Genomic DNA, 19,295 nt, shown 5'->3' on the forward strand with positions numbered 1-19,295 from the left:
CATATTACAATGACAAAGCTGTGAGCCGATGCGTAAGTCACAACAGTGATGATTCACCATTGATGAAAGAGATGTTAACATCCACAAAAGTAATGAGATTAAACAAGAAAAATAATGAAATATATACTTGAATATGGATTCTATCTTAGCATATTAATTGTGACCGTCTATATTACATCGAGGTCTTTGGGTATTAAACCGCAAAAGCATAAGTATGCTGCTCTTGATGGTTTGCGCGGAATTTGCGCTGCTATGGTTGCCGTCTTTCATTTATATTGGCGTGCTGGCGGGGAATCTGATTTCTATTGGTCTCTTGATTATATTGCTAGTAATATTAAAAGATCTATATATTTAACTGGTGAGTTATCTGTCGGTGTGTTTTTTATGCTTTCTGCATTTCTATTTTTTAGAAAAGCACTTGCGGAATCATTTAATGTTAAAGATTTCGCTATTTCACGGTTTATGAGGATATACCCACCAGTAATTGCAACGTTGTTTATAATTTACATTACAACATTTATCATGAGTGTGGGGGGACACACTCCTGTTTGGGAATGGTTTATATCGTCACTTCCTTTTATTTTCAAGGCACCCGGAGCGGATATCAATGGTATGTCTCTTCAGATTGCCACGTCTGGTGTTTTTTGGACATTAGTGTGGGAGTTACGCCTGTACTTTGCGATACCATTTATATATATAATTATGAAAAAAATAAAGTATAAGGAAGTATTTGTCGTTTCTCTAATGGTGCTTGTCTTAGGTTATAAATATCTCATTGGTAATGAGCAGTACTTGAGTTATATCATGTATTTTCTTGCGGGTTTTTTGGTTGCAACAATAAAAACCAACAAAAGGCCGTCAGATCTAATATGCGTATTGTTGCTTTTTTTAGCCTTATATTTTACCAGGCATGCTTATAACACAACAACTCCACTTTATATGTTTGTTGTGTTTTATACAATTAAGTGCGGGTGTGATTACTTTGGATTGCTAACTTCACGTCCCATTACTATGCTTGGAACATGTAGCTTTTCTCTTTATTTAATACACGGGATTACTCAAACAATATCGAAACATTATTTATATAGTTATGGTGATTATATTTGGCAAATTTGCGCCATGGTTACAGCGGGTATAGTTGCGCCTGTTATGTATAAGTATGTTGAGAGTAGAAGCACTGTGTTCAAACGGCGGTACGAACAGGCAGCAAAGCAATAAGCTTTTCCCTTTTGCCCTGTGTTGTGTAGGCATCAGTATGCGGTCAGTATGTTCCGCAAAACGACGCTAGCGGGCGCGGTTTAGCGCTACGCTGCACTGTTTACTGGATGCGGTGAGCTAGACTTCCCTGTGTGGAATGTCCGCATAGTGTCCTTACACTGGGACCAATACGGGTGTTTTGAGGGCGAGTTAAGTTTAAAAATACTGAATTGGCGCAGTGCCTTGCGGTACTGCGCTTCTTGAAAACCTTCCAGCAAGGGGAAGGTCAAGGGATTTATTGTCACCCTGTTTTTTTAATGTTCCAGTGCGATAGCGCAAACATGATCGAGCGTAGAAAGATTGTTGTAAAGTTCCGGTAAGGTCATTTTTTTTCTAATCACGACTTTAAGGTTAACTTCTATTTTTCCCTTTTTGACATCGCGGATGGTGATCGCTTCAATAATGTTTTTTTGCTGATTAATACTTTCTACCAGCGTTTGTAGCCCGGATTTTTCGTCAAGAATAACGCGAATTTTTACTTTACCTGGCAATTGATTTTTGGTTTGTAAAAAGATAACAAAATAGCTGAGTTTTATGGCCAGCAGGAATAAACCCGTGGCAAGCAGAGCATGCATATAAAAACCAGCGCCACTGGTAATTCCCACACCTGCTGAAGCCCAAACGATAGCGGCGGTTGTTAACCCGGATATGGCGTCATCATGGCGATGAAGGATAACTCCCGCACCGAGAAAGCCTACGCCGCTGATAATTTGCGCGGCCAGACGCATCGGATCGCTACGTATATTCATCGAGATTTCCGCGTAATACTCTGCGGACTGAATAGAGACAACTGTGAGAACGCAGCTGGCGACGGAAATAATGACGCACGTTTTAAATCCGACAGGCTTTCCTTTCGATTCCCTTTCCAGACCGATGATCCCACCGAGGATAAAAGCGACGCAAATTTTGCCCAGGGTAATTAACAGAGATTCTCCTTCACCGAATAAGAGGAAGGATAACGTATTCATATTTCCTCCGGAAAAACTCACTCCGAACAGCGTACAACGGTCTCCATTTCTGACCCGTAACGCTATGCGCGGTAGGTATGGATATAGTGCTCAATCAGCGAAAGAAGTCGCGGGTTATCGATGCTTTGCAGAATTTTTATCCGCTTACCTGTTGGTTCCGGGATCCCCACATTAAGGCGCAATGTGTCACGTCCATAGCGACAGGTCATACCGCGCGTAATGCCTTCAAGAGAAACATCCAGATAATCTTCCTCCATCGTGGCAAGAGAGGGTTCCAGTAACCAGGCAACGGTTAACGCGTCGTGGATCCAGCATCCGGGAAGATTGCGGGTTTGCATCGAGTAGGTGATCCACGGGCGAATGGTCTGCGCCAGATAGCGGCTAAGTCCGTTTTCAGCTTTTGCCAGACGATCCAAATCGGCGTGAAGCATTTGGGTTTTTGTTGTCACATCCATCGGCACCAGCGTGACGGGCGCACCGCTGGTGAGCACCGCATGAGCCGCCTCAGGGTCCAGACCAAAATTGGTATCTTTCAGGTAGCCCGGAACATTGAATACGCCGCCCATAACGACGATATTTTTGACCGAGTGAACAATCTCCGGGTAAAGCTGCAGGGCAATAGCCACATTGGTGAGAGGGCCGGTAGCAACCAGTGTGATTTCGCCGGGGTTATGACAGATGAGTTCACCCATTGCCTCAGGCGCATGGGGTTTCACCTTCTGGCACAACGCCGGGGCAGGAACATTCGACCAGAGTTGTCGTAAGCCAGCATAATCAACGCCATGATCCAATTTCTCACGCCACGGTTGCGGATCTTCCCGGAGCGCACGAGAGGCACCACGGTAGAGCGCGACGGGAATACCCAGTTGCGTAATCAGATCATTAGCGACGGCATATCCCACGTCTACCGGCGTATTTCCTGCAACAGTGGTGATCATCTCCAAATCGATTTGCGGAGCGGCAATCGCCAGCGCCAGCGCCAGGCCGTCATCGATATTGGCGCCGGGAATGCCATTGCCCGGATCACAGTCAATAATGATGCGCATCGATTCATTCTTCTGTTGTTTCGGGTTGTACTTTATGTCCCTGGCAGCCACACGATTCTCCTGTTCGTAAATAAAACTCAAATTCAACGCGGCGAACCTCGCCATCCCAATTCTTTAGCATGTCAATGGCTGCACGGGCCATCTTATCGACCGGTTGTCGGACAGCGGTTAAAGAAGGGACGTTGTAAGCCGATTCTTGTGTTGCGTTAAAGCAGACCAGAGCCACATCTTCAGGAACGCGCAACCCGTGTTCCGCCAGCGCGCGTAAACAACCGAGCGCCTGCTGCTCATTCGTCGCGAACAGCGCGCGCGGCGGCTGGCTCTGCAGCATACGTTTTGTCGCCTCGTAACCTCCGGCGCGGGTATAGTTGGTCGAAAAAATCCATGAGGGATTGACCACTAACGATGAGGCTTCCAGCGCCTGCTGCCAGCCCCGGATACGATCCTGCGTATTCAGCATTTCACGTGGACCACAAATGATACCGATGTCGCGGTATCCGTGATCAATAAGATGTTGTGTGACCTGCATCGCCGCCAGTTGTTCATCAACCTGGATAACGCTGACGTTAAGTCCGGGATCCACGCGATCGAGCATGACGCAGGGCGTACCGCTCTCCTGAATCAAATTGATATAAGGATGGCGATCAACGCTGGTGTAGATCAGTCCGTCAACCTGGCGGTGCAGCATATTATTAATCAGTTCACGTTCACGGCAGCTATTGTCGCCAGCATCACCCAGCAGGAGTACTTTGCCATCAGCAAATGCTTCGTGTTGCAGAGCATGAGCCATAGAGGCGATAAACGGGTTCGAGATGTCCGGTGCGACAAGCCCATACGTTTGTGTACTCCCTGAAGCGAGCGCGCGAGCGATGCCATTGGGTCGATAGCCGGTTTTCTTAATGGCCTGCAGGACACGTTGTCGGGTCGCCTCGGCAACGGGACGCGGACCATTATTAATAACGTAACTCACGACAGCGACGGATGTTCCCGCTTCTTTTGCCACGTCAGAACGTGTTACGCGTTGTGAATGTGATTGAGTCACGAGGCACCTACCTGATTGCGTTCAGAGTGATTTTTTCCAGACAGCATAAGGCGTTATGACCCAAAAATCTTGGGTAAAGAACGCGTATCTCACGTTCTGCGGCCTCAAATTGCATCCTCGGGTAAGTTAAGATCCCGCCCGCGGGTCTCTGGAGCAAAGAAAGTGGTTACCAGTCCAATTGCGGCCATCAGGGCAAAGTAAAGCGCGATCGGCCACCAGTGTCCGTAAAACGAGAGCAGTGCAGAGGCGATAAGCGGCGCCGTCCCGCCAGACATAATCGAACCGAGCTCTTTGGCAAACGCCATTTTGGTATAACGATTTGTGACACCGAAAAGCTCAACGCCCCATGCAGCCTGAACACCGAAAATACCCAGTGACGCGATGCCCATCCCGGTAATGATCGTTGGGATAACAATCCACGGCTCACGGGAATCCAGCAGCATAAATGCCGGAAAGGCATACAGGATCAGTAATAAGCAGAACCAACGATAGATGATCCGTCTGCCGAATCGATCGGAAAGCCAGCCCGCCAGAGGAATAATGGCGAATCCCAGAACCGATGCGATAAACACCGCCACGGTCGGCACAGACTTATCCACCATCAGCACTTTAGCGACGTAGCCAATGATAAATCCCTGAGCGAGGTAGGAGGGGCCATTCTCGCCTATGCGTAATCCAACCATGGTCCAGAACGCACGGGTCCGTTTCCAGAAGCTACGTGTGTCATGTTGTTGCTGCGCTTTTCCCTCGCGAAGAACCTTTTCTCGCTCGGCCTGCAGAAGGGCTTTTTGACGTTCAAAGACGGGCGTTTCGCGCATATGGCGACGAATTAATAGCGCTGCGGCGGCAATAAGAATGCTGCAAAGAAAAGGAATACGCCATCCCCAGCTTAATAAGTCATCTTTGTCCATTTGCAGGACGATGAGCCAAACCAGCGAAGCCAGTAATGTTCCGCTGTTCGAGCCCAGCGCGATAATCGAAGAAACCAGCCCACGGCGTTTTACGGGAGCATACTCACCGAGCATCACGGTACCGCCTGAAAGCTCCGCTCCGGCCCCCAGGCCCTGAGAAAATCGAAGAATTACCAGACATACCGGCGCCCAGACGCCAATCTGGGCGTAGCTTGGAATTAAACCGATTAGCATGGTCGACATGCCCATCAATCCAATGGTGATAACCATGACAATCTTGCGGCCATGTTTATCGCCTATCCAGCCGAACAGCAATGCACCGATAGGGCGAGCAATAAACCCAACAGAATAGGCGGCAAAGCTGGAAAGTAACGCCATGACCGGTGTCGCTTCCGGAAAAAAAACATCGCCAAAGATAATGCCTGCGGCAAGGCCGTACAGAGCAAAGTCGGCATACTCCATCGTGGTGCCTAACCAGCAGGAAAAGGTGGCTCGCCAAAACTCGCGGCGTCCCTCGGGGGTTTCCAGCCGCTCCTGAGCGGCCTGTTGGTTATCCGTCAGGGGAACAGAGGATGAATGCGTGTTCATAAGAACTCCTTGAAGTTATCTGTCGACATACGTCACAGGTTGATACGCTTCGTGTTCTACTCGCGTAGATATTATGTTTTTACCGGAGATAAATAAATCTACCCGCGTAGAATGACCAGCTAAAAGAACTGAAATTGCGAAAGCGATCACTTATAACAAGCCATTGTTACAAAAAAAGGTCTCACGGCTTCGATGTTCTTCACTGTTTATGACGTTCGAACGATCGGCGGTTTCGGGGAAAATTTGAACGTGGCAGAGATGTCGCTTATCGCGAATGAAATGAGATGGGGCTGTTGGCATCAACAGGGATGAGGGTGTGCGGTGTCAGCCACAAGTACGTTATAATGACGCCATGCCACAGCTTAAGATGCGGAGGATGTGTGAATATCAGCGATGTTGCTAAAAAAACCGGTTTAACCACAAAAGCGATTCGCTTTTATGAAGAAAAAGGGCTGGTCACGCCGCCGCTGCGTAGCGAAAACGGTTATCGCACTTACGGGCAACAGCATCTCAATGAACTGACGCTACTGCGCCAGGCGCGTCAGGTCGGATTCAACCTTGAAGAGTGTGGCGAGCTGGTGAACCTGTTTAACGATCCAGGACGTCACAGCGCGGATGTCAAAAAGCGGACGCTGGAGAAAGTGGCGGAAATTGAGCGCCATATCAGCGAACTACAGTCAATGCGCGTACAGTTGCTGACGCTGGCGGAGTCATGTCCGGGCGATGACAGCGCGGAATGCCCTATTATCGACAACCTTTCTGGCTGTTGCTACCACAAGGCGCAGGCTTAACGTCTGAGAAAATAAAAAGCGAATGCTCGTGGAGCACTCGCCTGTTGTGCCTAAGCGCCTGGTAGACCCTCACGTCATTTCTGTCATCGGGGAAGGGGTCTGATATAGAGCGTGATACCTTCAACGGCGATCACTTCAACGCGGGTTCCGGCAGGCAGATCTTCAATGGCATTTACCGGCCACGAACTGTCGCCAACTCTGATATGTCCGCGTCCGTTGACCAGATCGGTTTCCAGCACATACCGACGGCCGACCAGTTGCTGGCCGCGCTGGTTGAGCTGACTGTCCGCCGGTTTTTGTTCACGCACACGTTTTGCCAGCCACTTCCACCAGAGCCAGGCGGCAAGCAGCGTTAAGACGGCAAAGATAACGCCCTGCCACTCCCAGTCGACGGGCAACAGCCAGACCAGAATACCGGTAATGACCGCCGCGACCCCGCTCCATAACAGATAACCGTTGCCGCCCAGCATCTCAGCAGCCAGAAGCAGACCGCCGAGGCTGAGCCAGAAAATATGGGGATGCCCCACAATCATCTCGATCATTATTTCTTCCGTTCGCTGGCGCTGTCCTTGATCAGTTCAGTGATCCCGGCAATGGAGCCCATCAGGCTGCTGGCATCCAGTGGCATCATCACCACCTTACTGTTACTGGACGAGCCGATTTGTTGTAGCGCTTCGGTATATTTCTGCGCCACAAAGTAGTTCACTGCCTGAATATCACCGGAGGCGATCGCTTCAGACACCATTTTGGTCGCGCGGGCTTCCGCTTCGGCGGAACGTTCGCGGGCTTCTGCCTGTAAAAAGGCGGACTGACGTTCCCCTTCAGCTTTCAGGATCTGCGACTGTTTTTCCCCTTCCGCCTTGAGGATTTCCGCCTGGCGCACCCCTTCGGCTTCCAGAATATAGGCACGTTTGGTACGTTCCGCTTTCATCTGGGCGTTCATGGAGGAGATCAGTTCAGCCGGTGGGCGAACATCGCGAATTTCGATACGGGTGACTTTAATGCCCCAGGGATTGGTGGCCTCATCGACGATGTGCAGCAGACGCGTGTTGATACTGTCACGCTGGGAGAGCATCTCATCAAGCTCCATCGAACCCAGAACGGTACGGATGTTGGTCATGGTCAGGTTGATGATCGCCAGCTCCAGATTGCTAACCTCATAGGCCGCACGCGGCGCGTCGATCACCTGAATAAAACAGACGGCGTCGATAGTGACGTTGGCGTTATCTTTCGAGATAACTTCCTGTGAAGGAATATCCAGCACCTGTTCCATCATATTGATTTTGCGGCCAACGCGATCCATGAACGGTACGACAAGACTTAAGCCTGGTTGCAGCGTTTTGGTATAGCGACCAAACCGCTCGACCGTCCACTGGTATCCCTGGGGGACAATTTTCACGCCGGCTCCGACGATCACCAGCGCGACAAAAATGAGAATAGGAATAACGATAAGCATTGAAAAACCTCCTGTTGAACTGTCCATGATGTCGTGATTAGCGACGTTACTCTTGAAATTATACCTGATTCATTAAAGAGAGTTCCCCTCCCGTTAATTAGAGGGATACACTATTTTGCGATAAAACGCGAAAACAGGATAGACAATGCGTACAAATAGCATTTTGCTGCAGGTAAACAATGTGGGTTACCAGGTTGGGACCACGAAAATTCTGAATAACATCCGTTTTGACTTACGTCCCGGTGAATTTAAATTAATTACCGGGCCTTCCGGATGCGGGAAAAGCACTTTACTGAAGATTATCGCGTCATTGCTCAGTCCGAATAGCGGTGAGATCCTCTTTGCCGGAGAGAACATCACCACCCTCAACCCAGAGAATTATCGCCAGCAGGTCTCCTATTGCGCCCAGACGCCCGCGCTGTTTGGCGATACCGTCTACGATAATCTGATTTTCCCCTGGCAGATCCGACATCAGCATCCGGAATCCGGGGCCTTTGTGGCTGACCTGGCCCGCTTTCAGTTGCCGGAAACGATACTGACGAAAAATATCAACGAGCTCTCCGGTGGAGAGAAACAGCGTATTTCCCTGATCCGCAATTTACAATTTTTACCGCAGGTCTTACTGCTTGATGAAATCACCAGCGCGCTGGATGAAAGCAATAAGCGCAACGTGAATGAGATTATTCATCACTATGCTCGCGATAAGAAGATTGGCGTACTGTGGGTCACTCACGATAAAGACGAAATTAATCATGCGGATAAAATAATCACCCTGATGCCGCATGCCGGAGAAATGCAGGAAGCGTGCAATGAATGAACATAATATTACCAACGAGTCACTGGCATTAGCGATGATGCTGGTGGTAGTGGCGATGCTGATAAGCCACAAAGAGAAACTGGCGCTGGAGAAAGATATTCTCTGGAGCGTCGCGCGTGCGGTCGTTCAGCTTATTATTGTCGGCTATGTGCTGAAATATATCTTCGCGGTGAATCATGTCGTCCTGACGCTGCTGATGGTACTGTTTATCTGTTTTAACGCCGCGTATAACGCGCAGAAACGCAGTAAATATATTGATAAAGCGTTTCTTTCCTCGTTTATCGCCATTACGACAGGGGCGGGTTTAACGCTGACGGTACTGGTTTTATCCGGGTCGATTGAGTTTATTCCCATGCAGGTCATTCCGATTGCCGGGATGATCGCGGGCAATGCGATGGTGGCTGTCGGGTTGTGCTACAACAATCTCGGTCAGCGTTTCAGCAGTGAACAGCAGCAGATTCAGGAAAAGCTCAGTCTGGGCGCTACGCCGAAAATGGCGTCTGCCGGCTTGATCCGCGACAGCATTCGCGCCTCGCTGATCCCAACGATCGACTCCGCGAAAACGGTTGGACTGGTGAGTTTGCCGGGGATGATGTCAGGGCTGATCTTTGCCGGTATCGATCCGGTCAAAGCGATTAAATATCAGATTATGGTGACCTTTATGTTGCTTTCAACGGCGAGCCTGTCGACCATCATTGCCTGCTATTTAACCTATCGGAAGTTTTATAACTCGCGCCACCAACTGGTGGTGACGCATTTAAGGAAATCGTAACCGGGGCTTGCGTAGGCCCGATAAGCGTAGCGCCATCGGGCAACGTCAATCAGTACAACAGCGCGTAGAGCTGACGGCGATATTTCGATGCCAGCGCATCGCCAGTACCCAGCGCAGCGAGAATTTCCTGGAACGTTTTACGCGCCTGACCGTCGGCGGCGGCGAGATCTTTTTTCAGATGGCTGAACAGCAGTTCCAGCGCTTCTTCGTTACGTCCCACCTGATGCAGTTGCAGTGCCAGCTGCGCTGCCAGTGCGGCATCCTGCGGGTTATCCGCCACCTGTTGCTGCAACTGTTGGATCTCCGGCGTATCCGCTGCTTGTTTCAGTAGTTCAATCTGCGCGACCAGTCCCTGATAGCGGGTATCCTGATCCTGAAGCGGGATAGTTTTTAATACCGCTTCTGCCTCTTCAGAGCGATTGAGGGCAATTTGCGTTTCCGCCAGCAGGAGGCCAATTTCACCGTTCTGCTCAGACAATTGCCAGGCATCTTTCAGCAGTGGCAGGGCTTCAATGTAGTTGCCTTCCTGCATCAGTTGCATGGCTTGCTGCGCTTTCAGTTCTTCTTCACGCGGCAATACTTTGTCGAGCAGGGCGCGAATCGCCTCTTCTGGCTGCGGTCCCTGGAAGCCGTCAACCGGCTGACCATTCTGGAACAGATAGACGGTCGGAATAGCGCGCAGACCAAACTGCGAGGCGATCATCTGCTCAGCATCGCAGTCGAGCTTCGCCAGAATGAACTGGCCGTTGTACTGCGCGGCAAGACTTTCCAGCACTGGCGTCAGTTGCAGGCAGTGCTGGCTGCGTTCAGACCAAAAGTAAAACAGGACCGGCGTGGTCATCGACTGTTCTAAGGTCTGTTGCAGGTTCGATTCGTTAATGTTGACAATATTCTGTGTGGACATGGAGTCACTCTCTTGTGTCGATTTCTTTTTTACATGGGGGCTGAGACGTACGCTTCAACTCATCCGTGCAAAATTTTGTCCATCAGGCGTCCCGGCAGCAGGCGTTTGAGCAGCATAACGGCCCAGGTGACCAGCGTGACCGGATAACGGAGTTTGGGTTTATCGCTGATAAAAGCATGGCGCACTTTGGCGACCACGGCTTCAGGATCGAGCGTAAAACGGGCGGCAATACCGGGGTTTTCCACCGGTTTGTCGCTCTCGGTCTGGTTAACGTTTTCAGTAAAGCGCGTGCGGATGGGGCCTGGTTCAATCAGGCTGACGTTTATTCCGCTGTGGCGCAGCTCCATGCGCAATGCATCTGACCAGGCTTCCAGCGCGTATTTACTGGCCGCATAGGCACCGCGCCCGGGCGTTGAGATAAGCCCCATCACTGAGGAGGTCATCACGATACGACCTTCGCCGTGCGGCAGCATAGCCGGTAAAAGACGCATAGTAAGCTGATGCGCGCCAAAGAAATTGGTGGAAAATTGCTGCTCCATCTGCTCGCGGCTGATGGTGGTAAGCGGACCGTAAACGCCGTATCCGGCATTATTAAAGATCCCGTATAAGCAGTTATCGGTCAGGGCGATCACCTCGTCAGCGGCGCGATCCACGCTTTCGGGCGAGTCGAGATCAATCAACACGCCGGTGAAACCCATGTTATTCATGCGCGTGACGTCGTCGGGTTTGCGGCAGCCGGCGAGAACCTGAAAGCCCTGGCGCTTTAGCTCCAGCGCGCTTTCCAGACCGATTCCGCTGGAACATCCTGTTATTAAGACCGATTTTTGCATAACTTTACCTGTCAGGATCTCCGTTGAATTAAGACTCGTGGTTTACTAAAGGACTCAACTGCTTCGCCATCCAGTCGGCGATAAACGGCTGGGCATCGCGGTTAGGATGAATACCATCATCCTGCATCCATTGCGGTTTTAGATAGACCTCTTCCATAAAAAAGGGTAACAGAGGAATATCAAACTCACTGGCGAGCTTTGGATAGAGCGCGCTAAAGGTTTCATTATACCGACGACCGTAGTTGGCGGGCAGACGAATTTGCATCAGCAACGGTTTGGCGTTTGCCGCCTTAACCGCTTGCACAATGGTGCGCAGCGTCTGTTCGGTCTGTTGTGGCGCAAAGCCGCGCAGTCCATCGTTACCACCCAGCTCAATCAGCACCCAGCTCGGTTGATGCTGTTTTAGCAGTGCAGGCAGACGCGCCAGCGCTTGCCGGGAGGTGTCGCCGCTAATGCTGGCATTCACCACCGTGGTTTTGCTCTGCCATTTATCGTTGAGCAGCGCAGGCCAGGCGGCATTTGCGGACATGCGGTATCCGGCGCTCAGGCTGTCACCGAGGATTAACAACGTGTCAGCCGCAGCGGCCCGACAGGTAAACAGGATCAGGAACAGGAAAGGCAAATGCCAGCGGAAAACATTGTTGAAGTTCATCATCTTAAGAAGTCCGTCGGTCAGGGGGAGCACGAGCTTTCCATCCTTACCGGAGTTGACCTGGTTGTCAAACGCGCCGAGACCATTGCGCTGATTGGCGAGTCGGGTTCAGGTAAATCCACGCTGCTGGCGATCCTCGCCGGACTGGACGATGGTAGCGACGGCGACGTTTATCTGGTCGGTAAACCGTTGCATCAAATGGATGAAGAGGCCAGGGCCCAACTGCGTGCGCAACATGTCGGCTTTGTCTTTCAGTCGTTTATGTTGATTCCCACGCTGAACGCGCTGGAAAACGTCGAACTTCCTGCGCTGCTACGCGGCGAAAACAGCGGACAAAGCAAAGCCGGGGCGAAAGCGCTGCTTGAGCAACTGGGACTGGGTAAGCGTCTGGATCATCTTCCGGCGCAGCTCTCCGGCGGTGAGCAGCAGCGCGTGGCGCTGGCGCGCGCCTTTAACGGTCGTCCGGACGTCCTGTTTGCGGATGAGCCGACGGGGAATCTCGACCGACAGACCGGCGAGAAAATTGCCGATCTGCTCTTTTCTCTTAACCGCGAACACGGCACCACGCTGATTCTGGTGACTCACGATCCGCAACTGGCGGCGCGCTGCAACCGGCGACTGCGTCTGGTGAACGGGCAGTTGCAGGAGGAGGCATGATCGCACGCTGGTTCTGGCGCGAATGGCGTTCGCCGTCGCTGTTGATTGTCTGGCTGGCGTTGAGTCTGGCGGTGGCCTGTGTGCTGGCGCTGGGCAATATCAGCGACCGTATGGAAAAAGGGCTGAGTCAGCAAAGTCGTGAGTTTATGGCGGGTGACCGGGCACTGCGCAGTTCTCGCGAGGTGCCGCAGGCGTGGATTGACGAAGCGCGTCAGCGCGGTCTGAAGGTCGGAGAACAACTGACCTTTGCCACCATGACCTTTGCCGGCGACACGCCACAACTGGCGAATGTCAAAGCGGTTGATGATATCTACCCAATGTACGGTGAACTGGAAACCAACCCGCCAGGGCTCAAGCCACAGCAGGGAACGGTACTGCTGGCGCCGCGACTGATGGCGTTGCTGAACCTGAAAACCGGCGACACCCTTGATGTCGGTGATGCCACGCTGCGCATTGCCGGTGAAGTCGTACAAGAGCCGGACGCCGGTTTTAACCCCTTCCAGATGGCGCCGCGTCTGTTAATGAATACGGCGGATGTCGCGAAAACCGGCGCCGTGCAGCCCGGCAGCCGCGTCACATGGCGTTATAAATTTGGCGGCACGCCGCAACAGCTTGATGGCTATGAAAAGTGGTTGCTACCGCAGCTGAAGCCGGAGCATCGATGGTACGGACTTGAACAGGATGAAGGCGCGCTGGGGAAATCCCTTGAGCGTTCGCAACAATTTCTTCTTCTTTCGGCACTGTTAACATTGCTGCTGGCCGTCGCTGCCGTGGCGGTGGCGATGAATCACTACTGTCGCAGCCGTTACGATCTGGTGGCGATTCTGAAGACGCTCGGCGCGGGCAGGGCGCAACTGCGAAAACTGATTGTCGGGCAGTGGATGATGGTGTTGGCGCTTTCCGCCGTGACGGGCGGGGCAATCGGTCTGCTATTTGAAAAGATGCTGATGGTGCTGCTCAAACCGGTGTTGCCCGCCGCGCTGCCGCCTGCCAGTTTCTGGCCGTGGATCTGGGCGCTGGGCACCATGACGGTGATCTCGTTGTTGGTCGGTTTGCGTCCGTATCGCTTGTTATTAGCCACCCAGCCTCTGCGCGTGTTGCGTCGTGACGTGGTGGCCAACGTCTGGCCGCTGAAATTCTATTTGCCTGTCGTGACCGTGGTGGTGGTGCTGTTACTGGCCGGACTCATGGGTGGAAGTCCGTTGCTGTGGGCAGTGCTGGCAGGTGCAGTGGTACTGGCTCTGCTGTGTGGCGTATTGGGCTGGATGCTGCTGAACGTGCTGCGCGGGATGACGCTGTCGTCGCTGCCGCTGCGCCTCGCGGTCAGTCGCCTGCTACGCCAGCCGTGGTCGACGCTGAGTCAACTGTCAGCGTTTTCGCTGTCGTTTATGCTGCTGGCGCTGCTGCTGGTTTTACGCGGTGACCTGCTGGATCGCTGGCAGCAGCAGCTTCCGCCGGAAAGTCCCAACTATTTTCTGATCAACATTGCCCCGGATCAGGTGCCGCAGGTGAAAGCATTTCTCTCCGAGCATCAGGTGATCCCGGAAGCGTTCTACCCGATTGTGCGGGCGCGGTTAACGGCGATCAATAACACGCCGACCGAAGGCGGGCAGGATGAGTCCCTGAACCGTGAGCTGAATCTGACCTGGCAGGATGCCCGTCCCGACCACAACCCCATCACCGCCGGTAACTGGCCGCCAGAAAAAGGCGAAGTGTCGATGGAAGAGGGGCTGGCAAAACGGCTTAACATCTCGCTCGGCGACAGCGTAACCTTTATGGGCGACACCCAGGAGTTCAGCGCGAAAGTGACCAGTTTGCGCCGGGTCGACTGGGAAAGCCTGCGACCTAACTTTTTCTTTATCTTCCCCTCCGGCGCGCTGGAGGGTCAGCCGCAGAGCTGGCTGACAAGCTTTCGCTGGGAGAACGGCAACGGCATGCTGACGCAACTGAACCGTGAGTTCCCGACGATTAGTCTGTTAGACATCGGCGCGATCCTCAGGCAGGTCGGGCAGGTGCTGGAACAGGTCAGTCGGGCGCTGGAGGTCATGGTCGTTCTGGTGACCGCCTGCGGCATGCTACTGTTACTGGCGCAGGTACAGGTCGGTATGCGTCAGCGTCATCAGGAGCTGGTGGTCTGGCGTACGTTAGGCGCGGGCAAGAAACTTCTGCGCACTACGTTGTGGTGTGAATTTGCCATGCTGGGGCTGGTCTCCGGGCTGGTGGCGGCTATTGGCGCGGAAACGGCGCTGGCGGTGCTGCAAACCCGGGTGTTTGACTTCCCGTGGGAACCTGACTGGCGCTTGTGGATTGTCCTGCCTGTCTGCGGCGCGCTTTTGCTATCCGCTTGCGGCGGCTGGCTTGGCGTTCGTCTGTTGAAAGGGAAAGCACTATTCCGTCAGTTTACTGTTTAACCCCGTGATAATGACGCGCCGGTTTTTATGCTGGCGCGTACTTTCTTAGTAGCATAAATTGATAATCCCTCGCTGTTTAACGGCACAAATCATTAAAAACCCGCCAACACGTCAGTGTTAATACCAGTTAATATTCAATTGCTGAATAGTTAGCAGGAAATCTATCAAGGAAAAATAATGACTATAAAAACAACAGCGCTGGCGGCATCGATCGGCGCAGCAGTGGCATTGACGTCTTTCGCCTCTCAGGCGGAAATCACGATTCTGAAACAAGATCCGCTGGCGGGCAATCCGCTGAGCCGTCTCAACTTTACCGTTGGCGGGAGTATCCGTCCTCAGTTCCAGAATATGACGGGTGACGACGGCGCAAATGGCTATAAGCGTAATGGCTTCGATGGCGGCACCCGTTTCCGCTTCGCGGCAGATTACTATCTGTTTGATGACATCAGTTGGATCAGCTTCTATGAGCTGGGCGTGAACATTCCGGCGCAGTTCAACTGGGACAACCACTACGCAGACGGCGCGCACGATACCACCCGCCGTATGCTGTACACCGGTCTGAAGAGCGATACCTGGGGTACGCTGACCTTCGGTCAACAGAACAGCATTTACTACGATGTGGTCGGTGCGAAAACCGATATCTGGGACTACGACATGATTGGTCAGGCGCCGGGTAACGGGATTAACGGCGACTATGACGGTTCTTACCGTTCACGCAAGATGCTGAAATATAAGAAAACGGTCGGCGATGTTGATCTCTACGCCTCTTATCTGTTCAGCGACGACTACAACCCGAACAACGGCCTGAACTACAAGCGTAAAGGCGGTGGTTCACTGGGCGCGGATTATCATATTACTGACGATCTGAGCTGGGGTACGGCGTGGAACTACACCCGTGCGGAAATGCGCGGTAACGGCAACAAAACGTACGATCAGAACATCGTCGGTACGGCACTGAGCTGGACGCCGGATAACTGGACCTTATCGCTTGGCGGCGGCTGGTATCAGAACTTTATGACCACCAAAAAAGTGTCTGTTAACGACTACTTTGCCGGTGACGCATGGGGGCTGGAATACTTTGCGGGCTATACCTTCCCAATCAACCAGTATGCACTGAAATCCGTTCAGCCGTATTTCATGGGTGATCGCATTGAATACGTGAATGGCCGCAATTACCTGCGTACTGACAACGGCGTGGGTATCAGCTTCCAGCTGGATTACGGTTTCCGTGTTGATTACGAACACGTCTTTACCTCCAGCACTGACAACCTGGGTGATATGAACCTGGTGCGTCTGCGTTACGACTTCTGAGTCTGATGCCAGGCCCGGTGACGCTGACGCTTACCGGGCCTACAAATGATCACTATCCGGCATTTTTCAACCGCGCAACCACGCTTCAACCTCTTCAAACGTCCCGCGGAACACAATTTTCCTGGCTTTCTTTTCCAGTTGATAGCGATACATCGGATCGTAATACTCTTCCAGCAGCGGCACTAACCAACTGAAATGTGCTTCGGTGCTGCCGGTCTGACGCTGTGCCTCCAGCGCCACGTCCAGCCTGGCGGTTAACTCGTTAAACCGCTGCAACCCCAGGCGCCGTTGAATGGCAAAAAGCCCATGATGCAGATAGTTGCTGTATTCCTGCCATCCCGGCTCTTCGCCATAGGCATGGGTGAAATCATGATGCATACGCACAAAATACTCTTCCCGCAGACGCTCAAGACGCCGCTCGAACGGATCGTCAATTACCGCGATAGTGGCCTGCGTCATGCGCTCGCGCAGGCATTCCGGCAGATGGTTAGCGCCAATCATCCGGCCTTCATCTTCCAGTACCCAACGTGAAGCCTGCTTTTTAAGCAGCGTTACCGCCAGCAGATTTTCGAAACTCGCCTGACTGAGCTGGGGTTCCAGCGTGCGACCAAATGAGGAGCCGCGATGGTGCGCCAGACCTTCGAGATCTACTCCGTTTTCCTGCTTTTGCACCAGTTGCGTTTTGCCATTGCCGGTGCAGCCGCCAATCAGCACGATCGGTTTTTGGACCTGTTCTTCTGTGGCAACAATGGCGGCCTGGCGTAGCGCCTTGTAGCCACCCTTGATTAACGGGTAATCCACGCCAGACTCGCGTAACCATTGCTGGACAATGTGCGAACGCTGACCGCCCCGGGCGCAGCACAGATAACCCTGCGGGTGTTGACGGCAGGCTTCGCGCCAGGCATCCAGACGTTGCTGGCGAATCTCGCCGCTGACCCGTTGATGACCGAGTTCAAGTGCGGCCTCCGGTCCCTGACGTTTATAGCAAGTGCCTACGGCGGCGCGTTCCTCATCATTCATTAAGGGCAGGTTTATGGCGCCCGGCATTGCGCCCTGTTGAAATTCAACAGGCGCACGGACATCGATTAAGGGCGTACCGGCGATAAGAATCGCGCGATAGTCCGTTCCATCGTTCATGTGAAATCCTGAAAAGACAAACAGCAATGGACGGGATTTTACGCGCTGAAGGAGAGGGCGGGGAAGCAGAAGTTAAGCTTCTCCGCATGATAAAGCTTATTTGAGCTGCGTTTGCGCCCAGAGGATACCACTGGCGTATTCCGTCGGCAGCAGCGGTGCGAGGGCTTCCAGTGTGGCGCTCAGGCGCGCAGTATCACTGTCGGTCAGGTTCAGGTGACCCACTTTACGTCCCGGACGCACCTCTTTGTCGTACCAGTGCAGGTGCACTAACGGCAGTTTCAGCCAGTCATAATTGAGATCGCTGCCAATCAGGTTCACCATCACCGAGGGGCTATTGACGACAGGTGTTGGCAGCGGCAGACCGGTAATTGCGCGCAGATGCAGCTCAAACTGGCTGATGCTGGCACCGTTTTGCGTCCAGTGACCGCTGTTATGCACGCGGGGTGCCAGTTCGTTGATCAGCAGCCCGTCCGGTGTGACGAAACACTCCATCGCCATCACGCCAACGTAATCCAGTTCCTGCATGATGGCCGAAAGCATCGATTCGGCCTGAGCCTGTTGCTTCGCGTTAGCCTGCGGGAAGGCGACGCTGGTCCGCAGAATGCCGTCCTGATGCAGGTTACGGGTCAACGGATAGAACACGGCGCTGCCATCGTGCGCACGTGCGCCCACAAGTGACACTTCGCCTGAGAAATTGATCCCCTGCTCGACAATGCACTCGCCGTAGTTATCGTCCGGCAGCTGATCGGTTTCATCGGCGCGTAAACGCCACTGACCACGACCGTCATAACCGCCGACGCGACGCTTGACGATCGCCAGTTCGCCTAAACGGGCAAAGAGGGCAGGCCATTCGCTTTTGTCGGCCAGCAATTGCCACGGCGCGGTCGCAAGACCGAGCTTATCAAATAGCTGTTTTTGCGTCAGACGGTCAGCAATGATCGGAAATACGTCGCGGTTAACAAACGCGGGATGACGCGCCAGTTCACGCGTTAACGCGGTTTCCGGCCAACGCTCGATTTCTGCGGTGATCACGCTCTGCTGAACAGGCACGGCGGCGGGTTCTGCATCCAGCCCAACCGGCCAGACGGCGATGCCCAGCGGTTCACCGGCCTGACGCAACATACGTCCTAACTGACCGTTGCCGAGTACGCAAACCTGTTTCATGCCGCACCTCGCGGGTCCGGATTTTCCAGCACTTCATCCGTTTGCGCCTTGCGCCACTCGTTCAGGCGCTGATGTAATGCCTTATCATGCGTCGCCAGAATCTGCGCCGCCAACAGCGCCGCGTTAGCTGCACCCGCTTTACCTATCGCCAGCGTACCGACCGGAATACCGCGCGGCATCTGCACGATAGAGTACAGGCTGTCGACGCCGCTCAGCGCCGCGCTTTGTACCGGAACGCCCAGTACCGGCACCAGCGTTTTCGCCGCAATCATACCTGGAAGATGAGCGGCGCCACCCGCGCCAGCAATGATCACCTGATAACCGTTCTCTTCCGCGCTTTCGGCAAAGCTGAACAGCTTATCGGGGGTGCGGTGGGCAGAAACCACTTCAACGTGGTGCGGAACATCCAGGATTTCGAAAATTTCGGCGGCGAACTGCATGGTAGCCCAGTCGCTTTTGGACCCCATCACGATGGCGACACGCGCCGGATTATTGCGGGAAGACATGCGTCGGAAAACTCCTGTGGTGCGGGACACGCTGCTTTTGAGGCCACAGAGAATAACATGATACGACGGCAAGGA

At 53.0% G+C, this 19,295-nt stretch carries 19 protein-coding genes; 7 read left to right on the forward strand and 12 right to left on the reverse strand.

Annotation, left to right across the window (positions count from 1 at the left end):
• The first annotated feature begins 114 nt into the window (after window positions 1-114).
• Window positions 115-1,218, forward strand: coding sequence for an acyltransferase family protein (locus QNN88_RS11930; RefSeq protein ID WP_414240409.1), 1,104 nt, complete (start codon window positions 115-117; stop codon window positions 1,216-1,218).
• Between the two features lie 293 nt (window positions 1,219-1,511).
• Here QNN88_RS11930 and QNN88_RS11935 read toward each other — a convergent pair whose 3' ends face one another.
• From QNN88_RS11935 to QNN88_RS11950, 4 genes are all read right to left on the reverse strand, one after another.
• Window positions 1,512-2,225, reverse strand: coding sequence for an MgtC/SapB family protein (locus QNN88_RS11935; protein WP_414240410.1), 714 nt, complete (start codon window positions 2,223-2,225; stop codon window positions 1,512-1,514).
• Between the two features lie 62 nt (window positions 2,226-2,287).
• Window positions 2,288-3,271, reverse strand: a complete 984-nt coding sequence (locus QNN88_RS11940; RefSeq protein WP_414240550.1) for a nucleoside hydrolase — start codon at window positions 3,269-3,271, stop codon at window positions 2,288-2,290.
• Between the two features lie 4 nt (window positions 3,272-3,275).
• Window positions 3,276-4,313, reverse strand: coding sequence for a LacI family DNA-binding transcriptional regulator (locus QNN88_RS11945; RefSeq protein ID WP_414240411.1), 1,038 nt, complete (start codon window positions 4,311-4,313; stop codon window positions 3,276-3,278).
• Between the two features lie 104 nt (window positions 4,314-4,417).
• Window positions 4,418-5,812, reverse strand: coding sequence for an MFS transporter (locus tag QNN88_RS11950; RefSeq protein WP_414240412.1), 1,395 nt, complete (start codon window positions 5,810-5,812; stop codon window positions 4,418-4,420).
• A 380-nt stretch (window positions 5,813-6,192) separates the two neighbouring features.
• Here QNN88_RS11950 and cueR point away from each other — a divergent pair, with 380 nt between their 5' ends.
• Window positions 6,193-6,603, forward strand: a complete 411-nt coding sequence (cueR, locus tag QNN88_RS11955) for a Cu(I)-responsive transcriptional regulator (RefSeq protein WP_414240413.1) — start codon at window positions 6,193-6,195, stop codon at window positions 6,601-6,603.
• 83 nt (window positions 6,604-6,686) lie between these two features.
• On the opposite strand, the gene QNN88_RS11960 is transcribed toward cueR, so the two are convergent.
• Both QNN88_RS11960 and QNN88_RS11965 read right to left on the reverse strand, forming a co-directional pair.
• The gene (locus QNN88_RS11960) at window positions 6,687-7,145 is read right to left on the reverse strand and encodes an NfeD family protein (protein ID WP_414240414.1); all 459 of its coding nucleotides are present in this window, start codon (window positions 7,143-7,145) and stop codon (window positions 6,687-6,689) included.
• Window positions 7,145-8,059, reverse strand: coding sequence for an SPFH domain-containing protein (locus tag QNN88_RS11965; RefSeq protein WP_414240415.1), 915 nt, complete (start codon window positions 8,057-8,059; stop codon window positions 7,145-7,147). Before QNN88_RS11965 ends, QNN88_RS11960 begins: the two co-directional genes overlap by 1 nt.
• A 145-nt stretch (window positions 8,060-8,204) precedes the next feature.
• Here QNN88_RS11965 and fetA point away from each other — a divergent pair, with 145 nt between their 5' ends.
• Together fetA and fetB are read left to right on the forward strand one after the other, a co-directional pair.
• Window positions 8,205-8,876: an iron efflux ABC transporter ATP-binding subunit FetA gene (gene fetA, locus QNN88_RS11970; protein WP_414240416.1), complete on the forward strand. Its 672-nt coding sequence runs from the start codon at window positions 8,205-8,207 to the stop codon at window positions 8,874-8,876.
• Window positions 8,869-9,648 carry an iron efflux ABC transporter permease subunit FetB gene (gene fetB, locus QNN88_RS11975; protein WP_414240417.1) on the forward strand — a complete coding sequence of 260 codons (780 nt, stop codon included), beginning with the start codon at window positions 8,869-8,871 and terminating at the stop codon, window positions 9,646-9,648. The genes fetA and fetB overlap by 8 nt, the downstream gene beginning before the upstream one ends.
• Window positions 9,649-9,697: 49 nt before the next feature.
• On the opposite strand, the gene QNN88_RS11980 is transcribed toward fetB, so the two are convergent.
• Genes QNN88_RS11980 through tesA form a run of 3 tightly spaced genes read right to left on the reverse strand, consistent with a single transcriptional unit; the run spans window position 9,698 to window position 12,037 of the window.
• Window positions 9,698-10,552, reverse strand: a complete 855-nt coding sequence (locus QNN88_RS11980) for a co-chaperone YbbN (RefSeq protein ID WP_414240418.1) — start codon at window positions 10,550-10,552, stop codon at window positions 9,698-9,700.
• A gap of 59 nt (window positions 10,553-10,611) precedes the next feature.
• Entirely contained in the window at window positions 10,612-11,382 is a 771-nt protein-coding gene (locus QNN88_RS11985; protein ID WP_414240419.1) for an SDR family oxidoreductase, read from the reverse strand.
• A gap of 28 nt (window positions 11,383-11,410) precedes the next feature.
• On the reverse strand, window positions 11,411-12,037 hold the full coding sequence (gene tesA, locus QNN88_RS11990; RefSeq protein WP_414240420.1) for a multifunctional acyl-CoA thioesterase I/protease I/lysophospholipase L1: 627 nt from the start codon (window positions 12,035-12,037) through the stop codon (window positions 11,411-11,413).
• On the opposite strand from tesA, the gene ybbA reads away from it, so the two are divergent.
• The 3 genes from ybbA to QNN88_RS12005 all read left to right on the forward strand — a co-directional run bounded on the left by ybbA (window position 12,005) and on the right by QNN88_RS12005 (window position 16,413).
• Window positions 12,005-12,691: a putative ABC transporter ATP-binding protein YbbA gene (gene ybbA, locus QNN88_RS11995; protein WP_414240421.1), complete on the forward strand. Its 687-nt coding sequence runs from the start codon at window positions 12,005-12,007 to the stop codon at window positions 12,689-12,691. The genes tesA and ybbA overlap by 33 nt on opposite strands.
• The gene (gene ybbP / locus QNN88_RS12000) at window positions 12,688-15,102 is read left to right on the forward strand and encodes a putative ABC transporter permease subunit YbbP (RefSeq protein ID WP_414240422.1); all 2,415 of its coding nucleotides are present in this window, start codon (window positions 12,688-12,690) and stop codon (window positions 15,100-15,102) included. Before ybbA ends, ybbP begins: the two co-directional genes overlap by 4 nt.
• Window positions 15,103-15,279: 177 nt before the next feature.
• Entirely contained in the window at window positions 15,280-16,413 is a 1,134-nt protein-coding gene (locus QNN88_RS12005) for a porin (protein ID WP_414240423.1), read from the forward strand.
• Window positions 16,414-16,479: 66 nt separating this feature from the next.
• On the opposite strand, the gene mnmH is transcribed toward QNN88_RS12005, so the two are convergent.
• The 3 genes from mnmH to purE form a co-directional block, all read right to left on the reverse strand.
• Entirely contained in the window at window positions 16,480-17,550 is a 1,071-nt protein-coding gene (gene mnmH, locus QNN88_RS12010; RefSeq protein WP_414240424.1) for a tRNA 2-selenouridine(34) synthase MnmH, read from the reverse strand.
• A 96-nt stretch (window positions 17,551-17,646) separates the two neighbouring features.
• The gene (purK, locus tag QNN88_RS12015) at window positions 17,647-18,714 is read right to left on the reverse strand and encodes a 5-(carboxyamino)imidazole ribonucleotide synthase (RefSeq protein WP_414240425.1); all 1,068 of its coding nucleotides are present in this window, start codon (window positions 18,712-18,714) and stop codon (window positions 17,647-17,649) included.
• Window positions 18,711-19,220 carry a 5-(carboxyamino)imidazole ribonucleotide mutase gene (gene purE, locus QNN88_RS12020; RefSeq protein WP_414240426.1) on the reverse strand — a complete coding sequence of 170 codons (510 nt, stop codon included), beginning with the start codon at window positions 19,218-19,220 and terminating at the stop codon, window positions 18,711-18,713. The genes purK and purE overlap by 4 nt, the downstream gene beginning before the upstream one ends.
• Window positions 19,221-19,295 lie beyond the last annotated feature (75 nt).

It is taken from the genome of Citrobacter sp. ANG330, assembly GCF_047467925.1.
GTDB classification, from domain to species: Bacteria; Pseudomonadota; Gammaproteobacteria; order Enterobacterales; family Enterobacteriaceae; genus Citrobacter_A; species Citrobacter_A amalonaticus_G.

What these genes read in the sequence shown, in the direction of transcription:
- tesA (WP_414240420.1), bottom strand. Translation starts at nt 12,037, where the DNA reads ATGATGAACTTCAACAATGTTTTCCGCTGGCATTTGCCTTTCCTGTTC.
- QNN88_RS11930 (WP_414240409.1), top strand. Translation starts at nt 115, where the DNA reads ATGAAATATATACTTGAATATGGATTCTATCTTAGCATATTAATTGTG.
- QNN88_RS11960 (WP_414240414.1), bottom strand. Translation starts at nt 7,145, where the DNA reads ATGATCGAGATGATTGTGGGGCATCCCCATATTTTCTGGCTCAGCCTC.
- QNN88_RS11985 (WP_414240419.1), bottom strand. Translation starts at nt 11,382, where the DNA reads ATGCAAAAATCGGTCTTAATAACAGGATGTTCCAGCGGAATCGGTCTG.
- purE (WP_414240426.1), bottom strand. Translation starts at nt 19,220, where the DNA reads ATGTCTTCCCGCAATAATCCGGCGCGTGTCGCCATCGTGATGGGGTCC.
- QNN88_RS11980 (WP_414240418.1), bottom strand. Translation starts at nt 10,552, where the DNA reads ATGTCCACACAGAATATTGTCAACATTAACGAATCGAACCTGCAACAG.
- QNN88_RS11935 (WP_414240410.1), bottom strand. Translation starts at nt 2,225, where the DNA reads ATGAATACGTTATCCTTCCTCTTATTCGGTGAAGGAGAATCTCTGTTA.
- fetA (WP_414240416.1), top strand. Translation starts at nt 8,205, where the DNA reads ATGCGTACAAATAGCATTTTGCTGCAGGTAAACAATGTGGGTTACCAG.
- QNN88_RS12005 (WP_414240423.1), top strand. Translation starts at nt 15,280, where the DNA reads ATGACTATAAAAACAACAGCGCTGGCGGCATCGATCGGCGCAGCAGTG.
- ybbA (WP_414240421.1), top strand. Translation starts at nt 12,005, where the DNA reads ATGCCAGCGGAAAACATTGTTGAAGTTCATCATCTTAAGAAGTCCGTC.
- ybbP (WP_414240422.1), top strand. Translation starts at nt 12,688, where the DNA reads ATGATCGCACGCTGGTTCTGGCGCGAATGGCGTTCGCCGTCGCTGTTG.
- QNN88_RS11965 (WP_414240415.1), bottom strand. Translation starts at nt 8,059, where the DNA reads ATGCTTATCGTTATTCCTATTCTCATTTTTGTCGCGCTGGTGATCGTC.
- fetB (WP_414240417.1), top strand. Translation starts at nt 8,869, where the DNA reads ATGAATGAACATAATATTACCAACGAGTCACTGGCATTAGCGATGATG.
- QNN88_RS11940 (WP_414240550.1), bottom strand. Translation starts at nt 3,271, where the DNA reads ATGCGCATCATTATTGACTGTGATCCGGGCAATGGCATTCCCGGCGCC.
- QNN88_RS11950 (WP_414240412.1), bottom strand. Translation starts at nt 5,812, where the DNA reads ATGAACACGCATTCATCCTCTGTTCCCCTGACGGATAACCAACAGGCC.
- mnmH (WP_414240424.1), bottom strand. Translation starts at nt 17,550, where the DNA reads ATGAACGATGGAACGGACTATCGCGCGATTCTTATCGCCGGTACGCCC.
- purK (WP_414240425.1), bottom strand. Translation starts at nt 18,714, where the DNA reads ATGAAACAGGTTTGCGTACTCGGCAACGGTCAGTTAGGACGTATGTTG.